7 protein-coding genes are annotated in these 16,944 nt (G+C 40.8%); 6 read left to right on the top strand and 1 reads right to left on the bottom strand.

Annotated elements, in window-relative coordinates:
• Positions 1-140 precede the first annotated feature (140 nt).
• Positions 141-950 carry a Cof-type HAD-IIB family hydrolase gene (locus HT718_RS06315; RefSeq protein ID WP_173267896.1) on the bottom strand — a complete coding sequence of 270 codons (810 nt, stop codon included), beginning with the start codon at positions 948-950 and terminating at the stop codon, positions 141-143.
• Positions 951-1,157: 207 nt separating this feature from the next.
• Between HT718_RS06315 and HT718_RS06310 the strand changes: the two genes are divergently transcribed.
• The 6 genes from HT718_RS06310 to HT718_RS06285 form a co-directional block, all read left to right on the top strand.
• Positions 1,158-1,829 carry a CPBP family intramembrane glutamic endopeptidase gene (locus HT718_RS06310; protein ID WP_173267895.1) on the top strand — a complete coding sequence of 224 codons (672 nt, stop codon included), beginning with the start codon at positions 1,158-1,160 and terminating at the stop codon, positions 1,827-1,829.
• Positions 1,830-1,958: 129 nt separating this feature from the next.
• Complete coding sequence (rexB, locus tag HT718_RS06305) at positions 1,959-5,234, top strand: ATP-dependent nuclease subunit B (RefSeq protein WP_173267894.1); 3,276 nt, start codon at positions 1,959-1,961, stop codon at positions 5,232-5,234.
• Positions 5,231-8,881 carry a helicase-exonuclease AddAB subunit AddA gene (addA, locus tag HT718_RS06300; protein WP_173267893.1) on the top strand — a complete coding sequence of 1,217 codons (3,651 nt, stop codon included), beginning with the start codon at positions 5,231-5,233 and terminating at the stop codon, positions 8,879-8,881. Before rexB ends, addA begins: the two co-directional genes overlap by 4 nt.
• A gap of 17 nt (positions 8,882-8,898) precedes the next feature.
• Positions 8,899-10,077, top strand: coding sequence for a hypothetical protein (locus tag HT718_RS06295; protein WP_173267892.1), 1,179 nt, complete (start codon positions 8,899-8,901; stop codon positions 10,075-10,077).
• A gap of 242 nt (positions 10,078-10,319) precedes the next feature.
• Positions 10,320-16,337, top strand: a complete 6,018-nt coding sequence (locus tag HT718_RS06290) for a ZmpA/ZmpB/ZmpC family metallo-endopeptidase (RefSeq protein ID WP_173267891.1) — start codon at positions 10,320-10,322, stop codon at positions 16,335-16,337.
• Between the two features lie 41 nt (positions 16,338-16,378).
• A partial coding sequence (locus HT718_RS06285) for an LPXTG cell wall anchor domain-containing protein (protein ID WP_173267890.1) occupies positions 16,379-16,944 on the top strand: 566 nt, incomplete at its 3' end.

The following is a 16,944-nucleotide window of genomic DNA, read 5'->3' as shown; positions in this document are numbered from 1 at the left end:
ATTCTCTCCTTTTGATTTATTTTGATAACTTTAGTATAAAGCATAGAAATCAAAGAAAGCTCAAGCATTTCTAAAGAGTTTCTAAAGTTTTAGGAATTCTTAAATATCAAAACCCAGTTGACACGAACTGGGCTTCTTAATTATAAAATATATTTCTCAATGGCACGCGCAACGCCGTCTTCTTCGTTACTTGCTGTAACGTCATCAGCTAGGGATTTGACATAATTGCTGGCATTTCCCATTGCAATCCCAAGCCCTGCAAATTGGAGCATTTCGATATCGTTATTGGCATCGCCCATGGCCATAATCTCTGAAGAATCAATCTTCAAAATATCTGCTAGTCGAGAAAGAGCAGTAGCCTTTGTCGTACCAAGTGGCATAGCTTCATAAATGACAGGCTGCGAACGAACACCGCTAAATCGTTGACAGAGTTCCTCAGCAAAACGCTCTTCAAAATCGTCAGTTTGACTCTCTGTTCCTAAAAACATACCTTGGAACATGCGATACTTACCACTAGTCGCTTCCTCAAGAGAAATTTCAGTCAGGTCTGAAAAGACTAGTTTAGCATCATTTTGAATGATTTCATTAGGTTTGCCACCGAGGACAAAATAATGTTCCTCATCAAAAAGAGTCAACTGAACATCACTTTTTTTAGCTAGGTCATAGAGGTATTCGATGTCTGCTGGACTAAGTTCTTGCCAGTCAACTAGTCCCCAGTCACTTGTCTGGTGAGTTGAACAACCGTTGTTAACAATCACATACTCATTCTGGAGATCAAGCCCCAGTTTTTGATAGTAGGGAAGGACACCGAAAAGCGGGCGGCCCGTACAGAGAACCAGTTTGACACCTTTTTCAATGGCTTTGTGAATAGCAGTAATGTGAGCTTGTGGGATTTCCTTGACTTCATTGAGGAGGGTTCCGTCCATATCCAAGGCTAATAGTTTAATCATAAGTCTTCCTTTTTTATCTTTTGGTATTATTATAGCATATTTTGGAGAAGATAATGGTAAAAGGGTAGGGGGGATTGATTTTACAGTTTAGGATGTTTTGATGACTATTCATGATTTGAAGAGGATATTTTGAAAATATATGCCATATTAAACTTGTTATTCAATTAAGTATTTTGTAAGCTTATCAAGGAAAGCAGAGAATTTAATATGAAAAAACGGATTATTCAGATTTTACTAGCATTGTCCTTAATTTTTTACAAATCAACTTGGTTTTGGGGGCTTTTCAATCACCTAGCAAAGCCTTATCTACCAGCAAGTCATGAATTTTTTCAGATTCTGCTTTTGATGGAGAGTGGAGTTCTTTTATTAGCGGTCATCTATCTACTAGTTTTTGCAGGAAAGCAAACTTTTCATTTCAAGTGGCAGCTGAGGTATTTTATCTACCTTTTACTGGGCTACATCATTTCGTATATGTTTGACTTTCTTTTTTCGTATTTCATATCCACGTCTTCAAATCAAATTTCTTTGGATGAAACGGTAGAAATGATGGGACGACAGGAGTTACCCTATTTTTTGCTCATCGTTTGCTTCATCTCCCCTATTACTGAGGAATTGATTTATCGAGGTGTGCTTATGATAACCTTTTTCAAAAACTCACCTTGGTACGGAGATGTTTTGATTTCTGCTATTATTTTCGGTTATATTCATATCAATTTTGCTTTAACACCTCTTGCTTTTTTCATTTATGCTAGTGGAGGGTTTATTTTGGCTCTATTGTATCGCATGACAAAAAGTCTCTACTATCCAATACTAGTTCATATTCTCATCAATATTACTGCTTTCTGGGATGTTTGGTTACTCCTATTTTCAGGAAGTTAGCTTACTAAAACAATGTCGGAACTTTCCGGCATTTTCTTTTCAATAGATGAGCAAGAACTGATTATTTTCAGACTTGGGTGGCTAATCATGGTATAATAAAAGGTAATGAAAAATTCCAACGAGGCAGAGATGAAATTACTTTATACTGATATTCGGACTTCTTTGACAGAAATCCTGACCAGAGAGGCGGAAGAGCTCGTTGCCGCGGGTAAGCGAGTCTTCTATATCGCTCCCAACTCTCTTTCTTTTGAAAAGGAACGCGCCGTGCTGGAATGCTTGTCCCAGCAGGCTTCTTTTGCTATTACCGTCACGCGCTTTGCTCAAATGGCTCGTTATCTGGTCTTGAATGACCTACCTGTCAAAACCAGTCTAGATGACATCGGTCTTGGGATGGCCTTTTATAAGTGCCTTGCGGAACTCGATCCTAAGGACTTACGTGTTTATGGTGCTATTAAGCAGGACCCTCAATTTATCCAGCAGTTGATTGAACTTTACCACGAGATAACCAAAGCTCAGATGAGTTTTTTGGACTTGGATAGTTTGACGGATGAGGACAAGCGAGCGGATTTACTCTTGATTTTTGAGAAGGTAACGGCTTATCTTAATCAAGGCCAGTTGGCTCAAGGAAGTCAGTTGTCCCATTTGATTGAGGCTATTGAGAATGACAAAGTAAGTAGTGATTTTACTCAAATTTCCTTGGTTATTGACGGCTTTACCCGTTTTTCTGCCGAGGAAGAGCGGATTGTGGACTTGCTTCATGGCAAGGGTGTTGAGATTGTCATTGGAGTTTATGCTAGTAAGAAAGCCTATACCAGCCCTTTTAGCGAGGGGAATCTCTACCAAGCCAGTGTGGAGTTTCTCCATCATCTAGCCTCTAAATACCAAACACCTGCTCAGGATTGTTCTCAGACTCATGAGAAGATGGATAGTTTTGACAAGGCCTCTCGTTTGTTGGAGTCTTCTTATGACTTTTCAGAACTCGCTTTGGATGTCGATGAGAAAGACCGTGAAAACTTACAAATCTGGTCTTGTTTAACGCAAAAGGAGGAGTTGGAGCTAGTAGCCCGTAGCATTCGTCAGAAATTACATGAGAACTCAGACCTGAGCTACAAGCATTTCCGTATACTTTTAGGTGATGTAGCTTCTTATCAGTTGTCTTTAAAGACCATTTTTGACCAGTATAAGATTCCTTTCTATCTTGGTAGAAGCGAAGCTATGGCGCATCATCCATTGACACAGTTTGTCGAGTCTATTCTAGCTTTGAAACGCTATCGTTTCCGTCAGGAAGATTTGATTAACCTCCTCAGGACTGGTTTGTATACCGACCTTAGTCAGGCTGATATTGACTCATTTGAGCAATATATCCGCTATCTTGGTATCAATGGCTTGCCAGCCTTTCAGCAAACCTTCACCAAATCCCACCATGGAAAGTTTGATTTGAAACGCTTGAATGCCATTCGTTTGAGAGTTTTAGCACCACTTGAGCCCCTATTTGCCAGCCGAAAGCAGAAGGCTGAAAATCTCTTACAAAAGTGGAATGTCTTTCTAAAAGAAGGAGCGGTGACCAAGCAGTTGCAAGATTTGACAGCCACTATGGAAATTCTTGAACAGGAAAGACAAGCGGAAGTTTGGAAGGCATTCTGTCATGTTTTAGAACAATTTGCGACTGTTTTTGCTGGTTCACAAGTTAGTCTGGAGGACTTCCTAGCTTTGCTTCATTCTGGGATGAGTCTATCTCAGTATCGTACTATTCCAGCAACAGTAGACACAGTTCTGGTGCAGAGCTATGATTTGATTGCTCCTCTGACAGCTGACTTTGTCTATGCCATTGGGCTGACTCAAGACAATTTACCAAAAATTGCGCAAAACACTAGTCTATTGACAGACGAAGAAAGACAAAACTTAAACCAAGCGACAGAAGAGGGAGCGCAATTGCTGATTGCCAGCAGTGAGAACCTCAAGAAAAATCGTTATACCATGCTTTCCTTGGTCAATTCTGCTCATAAAGAGTTGATTTTGTCAGCTCCAAGCCTTTTTAATGAAAGTGAAAGTAAGGAATCTACCTATCTTCAAGAGCTGGTCCATTTTGGATTTAGCAGGAAAGAGAAGAGGATGAATCACAAGGGGCTGTCTAAGGAAGATATGGGGTCCTATCACAGTCTTTTGTCTAGCCTGGTTGCCTATCACCAGCAGGGCGAGATGAGTGATACTGAGCAAGATTTGACATTTATTAAGGTTCTGGCACGTGTCATGGGTAAAAAACTAGACCAGCAAGGTCTGGAAAATCCAGCCCTCCCAACCAGTCCAAGCAGTCAGCAGTTGACCAAGGATACCTTACAGGCTCTCTATCCAGCTGACAAGGAATTTTACCTGTCTACGTCTGGTTTGACGGAGTTTTACCGAAACCAATACAGTTATTTCCTCCGCTACGTGTTAGGCTTGCAGGAGGAATTACGCCTACGTCCTGATGCCCGTAGTCACGGGAATTTCTTGCACCGCATTTTTGAACGTGCCTTACAGTTGCCTGACGAAGATTCCTTTGACCAACGTTTGGAACAGGCTATCCAAGAAACCAGTCAAGAACGAGAGTTTGAAGCTATATATCAAGAAAGTTTGGAAGCCCAGTTTACCAAGGAAGTTCTGCTTGATGTTGCACGGACGACTGGCCACATTCTCCGCCACAATCCAGCCATAGAAACAATTAAAGAAGAGGCGAACTTCGGTGGGAAAGAGCAGGCCTTTATTCAATTGGACGATGGTCGCAGTGTCTTTGTGCGAGGCAAGGTTGACCGCATTGACCGATTGAAAGCTGATGGAGCGATAGGAGTAGTAGACTACAAGTCTAGTCTGACTCAGTTCCAGTTTCCTCATTTCTTCAATGGACTCAATTCCCAGTTACCAACCTATCTAGCCGCCCTAAAAAGAGAAGGGGAGCAGAACTTTTTCGGCGCCATGTACTTGGAAATGGCTGAGCCTGTCCAATCTCTGATGGCCGTCAAAAGTCTAGCAGGTGCAGTAGTAGAAGCCAGCAAGTCTATGAAATACCAAGGACTCTTTTTAGAAAAAGAAAGCAGTCACTTGGGTGAATTTTACAATAAAACCAAAGCCAACCAGTTGACGGATGAGGAATTCCAGCTCCTGCTGGACTACAATGCCTATCTTTACAAGAAAGCAGCAGAGAAGATTTTAGAAGGTCAATTCGCCATTAATCCTTATAGCGAAAATGGCAGAAGTATTGCACCGTATGTCCAGCAACACCAAGCCATCACAGGCTTTGAAGCCAATTATCACTTGGGTCAAGCCCGTTTCCTAGAAAAGTTGGACTTAGCTGATGGCAAACGTCTGGTCGGAGAAAAACTCAAGCAAGCTTGGTTTGAAAAAATAAGAGAGGAGTTGAATCGATGAAGCCCATTCCCTTTTTAACTGAGGAAGAAATTCAAAAACTGCAAGAAGTAGAAGCAAATTCGAGCAAGGAACAGAAGAAAACTGCCGAGCAAATTGAAGCTATCTACACTTCTGGCCAGAATATTCTAGTCTCAGCATCGGCTGGTTCTGGAAAGACCTTTGTTATGGCAGAGCGCATTCTAGACCAATTGGCGCGTGGTGTGGAAATCAGTCAACTCTTTATCTCAACCTTTACCGTTAAGGCGGCTACTGAACTTAAGGAACGTTTGGAGAAAAAAATCAGCCAACAAATCCAAGAAAGCCATGATGTTGACCTCAAACAACATTTAGGTAGACAGTTAGCAGACCTACCTAACGCTGCAATCGGAACCATGGATTCCTTCACACAAAAATTCCTTGGAAAACATGGCTATCTGATTGATATTGCGCCTAATTTCCGTATTTTACAAAATCAAAGCGAGCAACTCATCCTAAAAAATGAAGTCTTCCATGAGGTCTTTGAAGCGCATTACCAAGGTAAACAGCAAGAGCAGTTTAGTCATTTGCTGAAAAACTTTGCTGGGCGTGGAAAAGATGAACGTGGTCTGCGCCAGCAAGTCTATAAAATCTATGACTTCCTCCAATCTACCAGTAATCCTCAGAAATGGCTGAGTGAATCTTTCCTAAAAGGATTTGAAAAAGCTGATTTTACCAGTGAAAAAGAAAAACTGACTGAGCAAATCAAACAAGCCCTTTGGGATTTGGAAAGCTTTTTCCGTTATCATCTGGATAATGATGCCAAGGAGTTTCCCAAGGCTGCCTATTTAGAAAATGTCCAGCTGATTCTGGATGAAATTGGCTCCTTAAATCAAGAGTCCGATAGTCAGGCTTATCAGGTAGTGCTTTCGCGTGTTGTCGCAATTTCGAAAGAGAAAAACGGCCGAGCTCTGACGAATGCCAGTCGCAAGGCTGATTTGAAGCCACTGGCCGATTCTTATAACGAAGAGAGAAAGACCCAGATTGCAAAACTTGGACAACTAGCAGACCAGATAACCATTCTCGACTATCAAGAACGTTATCATCAAGACACATGGGAACTAGCTAAAACCTTCCAGTCTTTCATGCGTGATTTTGTGGAGACTTATCGTCAGAGAAAACGCCAGGAAAATGCCTTTGAGTTTGCTGATATCAGCCATTACACTATTGAGATTTTAGAGAAATTCCCGCAAGTCCGTGAGGTTTATCAGGAGCGCTTCCACGAAGTCATGGTCGATGAGTATCAGGATACCAACCATATTCAAGAACGAATGCTGGAATTACTTTCAAATGCCCACAATCGCTTTATGGTGGGAGATATCAAGCAGTCCATCTATCGTTTCCGTCAAGCAGACCCGCAGATTTTCAATGAGAAGTTCCAACGCTATGCGCAAAATCCAAAAGAGGGCAAGCTGATTCTCCTCAAGGAAAATTTCCGTAGTAGTTCAGAAGTGCTGTCAGCAACCAATGATGTTTTTGAACGTCTCATGGACCAAGATGTCGGTGAAATCAACTATGATAACATGCACCAGCTTGTTTTTGCCAATAGCAAACTGACTCCTAATCCCGATAACAAGGCAGAATTTCTCCTCTACGACAAGGACGATACAGGTGAGGAAGAAGATAGTCAAACAGAAACGAAACTAACAGGCGAAATGCGCTTAGTCATCAAGGAGATTCTGAAACTCCACAAGGAACAAGGTGTTGCCTTTAAGGAAATTGCCCTTCTGACCTCCAGTCGCAGTCGTAATGACCAGATTCTTCTTGCCCTGTCTGAGTACGGGATTCCTGTCAAAACCGACGGCGAGCAAAACAATTATCTCCAATCCCTAGAAGTGCAAGTCATGCTAGACACCCTTCGTGTCATTCACAATCCTCTTCAAGACTATGCCTTGGTTGCTCTTATGAAGTCTCCAATGTTTGGCTTTGATGAAGACGAGTTAGCACGTTTGTCCCTTCAGAAAGCAGAGGATAAAGTCCACGAAAATCTCTATGAGAAACTAGTAAATGCTCAAAAACAGGTAAGTAGCCAAAAAGTCTTGATTCACTCAGCTCTAGCTGAGAAACTAAAGCAATTCATGACTATTCTTGATTCTTGGCGCCTGTATGCCAAAACCCACTCCCTCTATGACTTGATTTGGAAGATTTATAACGACCGTTTTTACTACGATTATGTTGGAGCTTTGCCAAATGGTCCTGCTAGACAGGCTAATCTCTATGCCCTAGCACTGCGTGCTGATCAATTTGAAAAGAGCAATTTCAAGGGCTTGTCTCGTTTTATTAGCATGATTGACAAGGTCCTAGAAGCCCAGCACGATCTTGCAAGCGTGGCTGTCGCACCGCCAAAAGATGCAGTAGAGCTTATGACAATCCATAAGAGTAAAGGGCTGGAGTTTCCTTACGTCTTTATCCTCAATATGGATCAAGACTTTAACAAGCAAGACTCTATGTCAAAAGTCATTCTCAGTCGTCAGAATGGTCTTGGTGTCAAATATATTGCCAAAATGGAGACAGGAGCAGTGGAAGATCACTATCCTAAAACCATCAAACTCTCCATTCCTAGTCTGACCTATAGACAGAACGAAGAAGAATTACAGCTGGCAAGCTGTTCTGAGCAAATGCGTCTACTGTATGTTGCTATGACACGGGCTGAGAAAAAGCTTTATCTTGTCGGCAAGGGTTCGCGTGAAAAGCTGGAAGCCAAGGAATACCCAGCAACTAAAAATGGAAAACTAAATAGCTCTACTAGACTGCAAGCAAGGAATTTCCAAGATTGGATTTGGGCTATCAATAAAGTGTTTGCCAAAGACAATCTCAACTTTAGCTATCGCTTCGTTGGTGAAGATCAGCTGACTAGAGAATCTATCGGAGAGTTGGAAAACAAAAGTCCTCTCCAAGATAGCTCCCAAGCAGATAATCGTCAGTCTGAAACCATTAAGGAAGCTCTTGAAATGCTGAAAGAAGTGGAAGTTTATAATACTCTTCACCGTGCAGCCATTGAACTTCCTAGTGTTCAAACCCCAAGCCAAATCAAGAAATTCTACGAACCCGTTATGGATATGGAAGGTGTCGAGATTGCTGGTCAAGGCCAGTCAGTAGACAAGAAAGTTAGCTTTGATTTACCAGATTTTTCAAGCAAAGAAAAGATAACTGGAGCTGAGATTGGTAGTGCCACCCACGAACTCATGCAGAGAATGAATCTCAGTCAGCGACCAACGCTTGCTAGCCTGACAGAAACTCTCAAACAGGTTCAAACCAGCCCAGCTGTCAGAGATAAGATCAATCTTGCTAAAATTCTTGCATTCTTTGACACAGATCTCGGTCAAGAAATTCTCGCTAATACCAACCATCTTTATCGCGAGCAACCCTTCTCCATGCTCAAACGAGATCAAAAGAGTAAGGAAGACTTCGTTGTCCGTGGTATCCTTGATGGCTATCTGCTTTACGAGGATAAAATCGTTCTGTTCGACTATAAGACAGACCGCTATGATGAATCAAGTCAACTCATAGACCGTTATCGTGGACAGTTAGCCCTATACGGAGAAGCTTTATCTCGAGCCTATTCGATTGAAAATATTGAAAAATACTTAATATTACTCGGTAAAGATGAGGTTCAAGTTGTAAAAGTATAATCTAGAAAGGAGACCTCATGACACTTCCAGTTAGAAAATCCCTGCACGATGCGGTTTTACAGGCTTCAAAATCTGATACTTGGGAACAAGCTACCAAGGAATGGAATGAAGTTTCCTTGATTTTTAACGGTATCGGCCGTAGCAATTGTGTCTGTGGAAATGCTATAAAGTACGCTTACGAACTCTTTAACGGTGTCACAGGCCAACGCCTCTTTCCGATTGGTAGCGACTGTGTTCGGCATTTTCATCGATTGACCCTTGACCAGCAATTGGAAGAGGAAGAAAAACTACTCAGAAAGGTTGAAAATCTGACAAGAAAAGCCCAGAAAAAGGAAAAAATCAAGGTCAATAAAAGTGACTTTGACGAGCGACTTCTAAAGTGGCTCTGGGAAAAAGGTGTTTTTAAACCCAATCGTGGCAATCAGTTCTCACCTGAGAAAGACTACCAACTCTTCCTAGAAGTCTTTCAAGGAGGAAGTTGGACCAAGGCAGAACCCAAGAAGAAGGCTCGTATGGAGGAAGTTCTTGAGAAGTGTATCAAGCCCTTTTTACTTGGAAAGCCAGATGACCAACTCTACCTTGTCAAGCTAGGTAAGGAGAAAATTGACTACGAGCAAGAACTCCGTATCCAGGCAGAGAAGGAGCGCAAGAAGAGGGATAAAATCGCTAAGCAATATGCAGACAATCTGGTTCTAGCCATGGGACCAGCAGAGCGTGCCTATCAAGATTACTTTGGATTTACAGAGACCCTGACTCAAGAAGAACGCAAGTGGGAGAAAATTCTTTTTGGTAAAAATCGAACAGAACGGGCTATCAAGGCCAAACAATACCAAAAAGAGCTAGAAAAAGACCAACGAATTGCTAGTCAGGATCCAATTGAAAGAAAGCAAAAGCAGACCTGGCTCCTCAATTCCTATTTTCGTGAGCTTCCTGATGAAAAATCCCGCTTTGCTCGGCTCTTATTAGAATATCGAAAGAGTGGAGAAGTGTCATTTTCAACCGAATATCTATCAGATGATCTCATAGACTTTTTCTATAAAATGAAAGCCTTTGAGTTTGAAATCTCACCAGAACAAGTCCGCGATTTTCTAAAAGAGAGTCTTCAAGCAGAGAATCTATCATCAGCACAGAAAAGCTGGATAGAAGGAATTCTCCTCAACTGCCTCAAACCATTTTTAGAACGATTGCTAATATAAGTAACACCTACCGTGAAAATTTCATGGTAGGTTACATTTTATCCAAAAAGAGAAAATAGGAAATGGCAACCCCTGCTCTTTCGTATTTTATATATAAAACAAAGTATGAAAGCACAACTTAATTTTAAGACTTTTTTGTAAATTAAGTGTATAATTGAAGTGTCTTAACTTTTTATAAGATAACAAGCTAATATAATAAAGTTTGCCTTACATATTTTTAAATTTTATTTCAAGGAGGAATCATGGAAAAGTATTTTGGTGAAAAACAGCAGCGTTTTTCATTTAGAAAATTATCAGTAGGACTTGTCTCTGCAACGATTTCAAGTTTATTTTTTATGTCTGTATTAGGTAGTTCATCTGTAGAGGCTCAGGAGACTAAAGGTGTTCACTATAAATATGTGACAGAGTCAGAGCTATCATCAGAAGAAAAGAAGCAGCTTGTCTATGACATTCCGACATACATGGAGAATGATGATGAGACTTATTATCTTGTTTATAAATTAAATTCCCAAAATCAACTGGGAGACTTACCAAATACTGGAAGTAAGAATGATATGCAAACCCTAGTTGCTGGTGCTAGCTTAGCGGCTCTGGGGATTTTAATTTTTGCCGTTTCTAAGAAAAAAGTTAAGAATAAAACAGTATTACATTTAGTATTGGTTGCAGGGATAGGAAATGGTGTCTTAGTTTCAGCTCATGCTTTAGAAAATCATCTTTTGCTAAATTACAATACTGACTATGAACTGACCCTTGGAGAAAAATTACCTCTTCCTAAAGGGATTTCAGGTTACACTTATATTGGATATATCAAAGAGGGAAACATAACTTCTGAATCTAAAGTAAATAATCAAGAGAAATCAGTATCTAGTCCAACAAATCAACAAAAGGTAGATTATAGTGTTACACCGAATTTTGTAGAAAAGCCATCAACAGTACAAGCTATGCAGGAAGAAAAACCTGTTTCTACTAAATTAACCAATCCAAGAAAAGAAGAGAAACAATCTTCAAATTCTCAATCACAATTAGCAGAACATAAGGATGTACAAGCTGGAGCTTTGATAACAGATAAAGGCACTCCAGAAGTTCAACCTGAATTGCCAAAAGCAGTTGTAACAGATAAAGGCGAACCAGCAGTTCAACCTGCGTTACCTGAAGCAGTTATAACCAACAAAGGTGAACCTGCAATTCAACCAGAGCTTTCTGAAGCGGTAGTAAGTGACAAAGGTAAGTCAGCAGTTCAACCAGCTTTACCAGAAGCAGTTGTAAGTGATAAAGGTGAACCCGCTGTCCAATCCGCTTTACCGGAAGCAGTAGTAAGTGATAAAGGGGAGGCTGCAGTCCAACCTGAATTGCCAGAAGCTATGGCAAGCGCCAAAGGTGAACCCGAAGTTCAACCAACGTTACCAGAAGCTGTTGTAAGTGACAAAGGCGTACCGGAAGTCCAACCAGCGTTACCAGAAGCAGTCGTGACTGATAAGGGTGAGCCTACAGTCCAACCCGCCTTGCCAGAAGCTGTTGTAAGTGATAAAGGTGAACCCACAGTTCAACCAGAGTTACCAGCAGCTGTGGTAAGTGATAAAGGCGAACCTGCAGTTCAACCTGCGTTACCAGAAGCTGTTGTAAGTGACAAAGGTAAACATGAAGTTCAACCTGAATTGCCAGAAGCAGTTATAACAGACAAAGATAAACCTGAAGTTCAACCAGAGCTTCCCGAAACCGTTGTAAGTGACAAAGGTGAACCTGCAGTCCAAGCAGAGTTGCCAGAGGCTGTAGTAACTGACAAAGGTGAGCCTGAAGTTCAACCTGAATTGCCAGAAGCTGTAGTAACTGACAAGGGTGAGCCTGCGGTCCAACCAGAGTTGCCAGAAGCTGTTGTTACTGATAAAGGTGAACCTGCGGTCCAAACAGAGTTGCCAGAAGCTGTAATAACCGACAAGGGTGAGCCTGCGATCCAGCCTGCGTTACCAGAAGCTGTTGTAAGTGATAAAGGCGTACCGGAAGTCCAACCAGTGTTACCAGAAGCTGTTGTAACTGACAAAGGTGAACCTGCAGTTCAACCTGAATTACCAGAAGCAGTTGTAAGCGCCAAAGGCGAGCCTGAAGTTCAGCCTGAATTACCAGAAGCTGTTGTAACTGACAAAGGTGAACCTGCAGTCCAAGCAGAGTTACCAGAGGCTGTAGTAAGTGACAAAGGTGAGCCTGAAATTCATCCAGCGTTGCCAGAGGCTGTAGTAACCGCCAAAGGCGAACCAGAGGTTCACCCAGCATTACCAGAAGCGGTTGTAAGTGACAAAGGTGAGCCTGAACAGGTAGCCCCACTTCCAGAATACACTGGTGATATTGATCAAGTAAAGCCAGATATTCCGACTGAAAAAACGAAAGAGCAGGATCCAGAAAAAACACTCGAATTAAGAAATGTTTCGGATATTGAGTTGTACAGCCAGACGAATGGGACTTATAGACAACATATCTCATTGGATGGAATTCCAAAGAATACGGATAATTACTTTGTCAAGGTAAAATCTTCTGCATTTAAAGATGTCTATCTACCAGTTACCTCAATAACTGAAGAGGAAAGAAATGGTCAGCCAGTTTATAAAATTACAGCTAAGGCTGAGAAACTCCAGCAAGAGCAGAACAATAAATATGTCGACCATTTCACCTTCTACCTCGATAAGAAATCTAAAGAGGAAAAGACAAACTTTACTTCCTTTAGTAATCTGGTCAAAGCTATAAACCAAAATCCCTCTGGAACCTATCATTTAGCGGCCAGCCTGAATGCTAACGAAGTGGAGCTTGGTCCTGATGAAAGATCCTATATCAAGGGCACCTTTACTGGTCAGTTGATTGGTGAAAAAGATGGCAAGAATTATGCTATCTATAACTTGAAAAAACCTCTGTTTGAAAACTTGAGTGGTGCTACAGTAGAAAAACTGAGTCTAAAAAATGTTACTATTTCAGGTAAAAATGATATTGCTTCACTGGCAAATGAAGCTACGAATGGCACAAAGATCAAACAAGTTCATGTCGATGGTGTTCTGGCTGGAGAACGTGGTATCGGTGGTTTGTTGGCTAAGGCAGACCAATCAAGCATCACAGAGAGTAGTTTCAAGGGAAGAATTATCAATACCTATGAAACAACTGCTGCCTATAATATCGGTGGCCTGGTCGGTCACTTGACAGGAAACAAAGCTTCACTGACTAAATCAAAAGCGACAGTAGCCATTTCATCCAACACCAATAGTTCAGATCAGACTGTTGGTGGGCTAGCAGGTCTAGTAGACCAAGATGCGCATATACAGAACAGTTATGCGGAAGGTGATATCAACAATGTCAAGCACTTCGGTAGAGTTGCGGGTGTGGCTGGATATTTGTGGGATCGAAAGACGAATGAGGAACGGCATGCTGGAAGCTTGACCAATGTACTAAGTGATGTCAATGTAACCAACGGGAATGCCATTACCGGTTACCACTACAATGGAATGAAGGTGAAGGACACATTCAGCAGCAAAGCGAACAGAGTATACAATGTCACCTTGGTTAGGGATGAAGTCATCAGCAAAGAATCCTTTGAAGAAAGAGGAACAATGCTAGATGCTTCTGAGGTGACTAATAAAAAAGCAGAAATCAATCCTCTCACTCCTCCAACAGTGGAACCCCTTTCAACAAGTGGTAGTAAAGAAAGTGATTTTTCTAAGGTAGCCCATTATCAAGCTAACCGTGCTTTGGTTTATAAGAACATTGAAAAATTGTTACCTTTCTATAACAAGGCGACCATCGTGAAATACGGAAACCTGGTCAAGGAGAACAGTCTCTTATATCAAAAAGAACTCTTGTCTGCAGTTATGATGAAGGATGACCAAGTAATCACAGATATTGTTTCTAACAAACAGACTGCAAATAAACTCTTGCTTCACTATCAGGACCATTCATCTGAGAAGCTCGATCTCAAGTACCGGACTGATTTTGCCAAGCTAGCAGAATATAGTTTAGGGGATACAGGACTCCTATACACTCCAAATCAATTCTTGTATGACCAAGACTCTATCATTAAGCAAGTCTTACCTGACTTACAAAAGGTTGACTATAAGTCGGATACCATCAGAAAGATACTCGGAATTTCTCCAGATGTCAAGCAAACTGAGCTCTATCTGGAAGACCAGTTCGTCAAAACAAAACAAAATTTGGCAAACAGTTTGAAAAAACTCTTGTCAGCAGATGCTGGACTTGCTGGTGACAACCCAGTTACCAGAGGCTATCTTGTAGATAAAATCAAGAACAATAAGGAAGCCTTGCTACTCGGTTTAACTTATTTAGAACGTTGGTATAACTTTAGCTATGGTCAAGTGAATGTCAAAGACCTAGTTATGTATCATCCGGACTTCTTTGGTAAAGGAAATACTTCACCATTAGATACTCTGATTGAGTTAGGTAAATCTGGCTTTAACAATCTTCTTGCTAAAAACAATGTCGATACTTATGCTATCAGTCTTGCCAGCCATCATGGAACGACAGATTTGTTTAGCACGCTAGAAAATTACCGAAAAGTCTTTTTACCAAACACTAGCAATAATGACTGGTTTAAAAAACAGACCAAAGCTTTCATTGTCGAAGAAAAATCCACTATTGCAGAGGTCAAAACCAAGCAAGAGCAAGCAGGGACTAAGTATTCTATCGGTGTTTATGACAGAATTACTAGTAGTACTTGGAAATACCGCAATATGGTCTTGCCTCTCCTTACCTTGCCAGAAAGATCTGTATTTGTCATCTCAACCTTGTCTAGCCTAGGATTTGGCGCTTACGATCGCTACCGCAACAGCGATTATAAGGCTGGAGATGAACTCAATAAGTTTGTTGAAGAAAATGCACGTGAAACAGCCAAACGTCAGCGAGATCACTACGATTATTGGTATCGCATTTTAGATAAAGAAGGACGTGAAAAGCTCTATCGTACAATTTTACTTTATGATGCCTATAAGTTTGGAGATGATACAACATCTGGAAAAGCTACAGTTGAGGCTAAGTTTGATAGTACCAATCCGGCGATGAAGAATTTCTTTGGTCCAGTGGGGAATAAAGTAGTTCACAATCATCATGGTGCTTATGCAACTGGAGATGGCGTTTACTATATGTCCTATCGTATGTTAGATAAGGATGGAGCCATTACTTATACCCATGAGATGACCCATGATTCAGATCAGGATATTTATCTTGGTGGCTATGGTCGAAGAAGTGGCTTAGGACCGGAGTTCTTCGCAAAAGGCTTATTGCAAGCTCCTGATCAACCAAGTGATGCAACCATTACCATCAACTCTATCTTGAAACATAAAACATCAGATAGTACAGAAGGCCAGCGATTGCAAGTACTTGATCCAACTACAAGATTTAATGACGCAGCAGATCTTCAGAACTACGTCCACAATATGTTTGATGTCGTTTACATGTTGGAATATCTCGAAGGGCAATCTATTGTGAGACAGTTAGATGCTTATCAGAAAATGACGGCTCTGAGAAAAATCGAGAATAAATACGTGAAAGATCCTGCAGATGGAAATGATGTTTACGCTACTAACGTTGTACAAAATCTGACAGAAGAAGATGTCAAAAAATTGACTACTTTTGATAGTTTGATTACAAATAATATCTTGTCAGCTCGTGAATATAAGTCTGGGGAATATGAAAGAAACGGTTACTATACGATTAAACTCTTTGCCCCAATCTATTCGGCTCTGAGCAGCAAGGGAACTCCGGGTGATTTGATGGGACGTAGAATAGCTTATGAACTTCTGGCTGCCAAAGGCTTTAAGGATGGAATGGTACCATATATCTCAAATCAATATGAAAAAGATGCAAAAGCGGCGGGAAGTAAGATTAAGTCTTATGGTAAAGAAGTAGGTTTAGTTACAGATGAACTTGTCCTTCAAAAAGTATTTAACGGTCAATATAAAACTTGGGCAGAATTCAAGACAGCTATGTATCAAGAACGTGTGAAGCAGTTTGGGAACTTGAAGCAGGTTACCTTCAACGATCCAACTAAATCTTGGGCAAGTTTTGCAAGAAAGACGATTCATAGTGTAGAAGAACTGCAGCGATTAATGGACGAAGCTGTCCGTAAGGATGCAGATGAGAATCGTTATTCTTGGGACAACTATAATCCAGAATATGATAGTGCAGTTCATAAGTTAAAGAGAGCAGTGTTTAAGGCCTATCTAAATCAAACTGATGATTTTAGAAGTTCAATTTTTGAAAATAAAAAATAGTGTTTACTATTAGGAAATAAAATTAAAGAAGGTGATTACGCTTGTCATTATTTAAAAAAGAACGGTTTTCAATCCGAAAAATCTGTGGGATTGTTGGTTCAGTTTTACTCGGAAGTGTCTTGGTTGCACCGTCAGTCATCCATGCTTCTACCTATCATTACATTGAAAAAAGCGCTCTTACACAAGAAGAACAAACTAAGATTAAAGCAGGAATTCCTACTGATAATGAAGCAAGTTATGCTCTTATTTATCAGCAGGAAGCTCTTCCTGCAACAGGTTCATCGACTTCTGTGCTTACAGCTTTAGGTCTATTAGCTGTTGGTAGTTTAGTCCTTTTGGTTCATAAAAAGAAAAAAGTTAGTAGTTTGTTCTTAGTTACTACTATCGGACTGATTAGTCTTTCTAGTATGCAAGCTCTCGATATAAGCAATCCTTTGAAAGCTCCAAGTAATGAAGGAGTAGTTCAAATTGCTGGATATCGTTATATTGGATACTTACCCCTTGATGATGATACAATTTCAGAAATTCAACATAAGGATGAGGGGACAAAGAATGTTCTAGTATCTGAAACTCAGGAAAGTATCCCTAATGAAGCGCCTAAAGCAGA

Origin of the sequence: Streptococcus sp. 714 (assembly GCF_013277115.1) — a bacterium.
In the GTDB taxonomy this organism is placed as follows: domain Bacteria; phylum Bacillota; class Bacilli; order Lactobacillales; family Streptococcaceae; genus Streptococcus.
This window is presented reverse-complemented; position numbering and strand designations above follow the sequence as displayed.

Bases quoted from the DNA above. Each gene is read 5' to 3' on its own strand.
- HT718_RS06315 (WP_173267896.1), bottom strand. From the start codon at position 950: ATGATTAAACTATTAGCCTTGGATATGGACGGAACCCTCCTCAATGAA.
- HT718_RS06310 (WP_173267895.1), top strand. From the start codon at position 1,158: ATGAAAAAACGGATTATTCAGATTTTACTAGCATTGTCCTTAATTTTT.
- rexB (WP_173267894.1), top strand. From the start codon at position 1,959: ATGAAATTACTTTATACTGATATTCGGACTTCTTTGACAGAAATCCTG.
- addA (WP_173267893.1), top strand. From the start codon at position 5,231: ATGAAGCCCATTCCCTTTTTAACTGAGGAAGAAATTCAAAAACTGCAA.
- HT718_RS06295 (WP_173267892.1), top strand. From the start codon at position 8,899: ATGACACTTCCAGTTAGAAAATCCCTGCACGATGCGGTTTTACAGGCT.
- HT718_RS06290 (WP_173267891.1), top strand. From the start codon at position 10,320: ATGGAAAAGTATTTTGGTGAAAAACAGCAGCGTTTTTCATTTAGAAAA.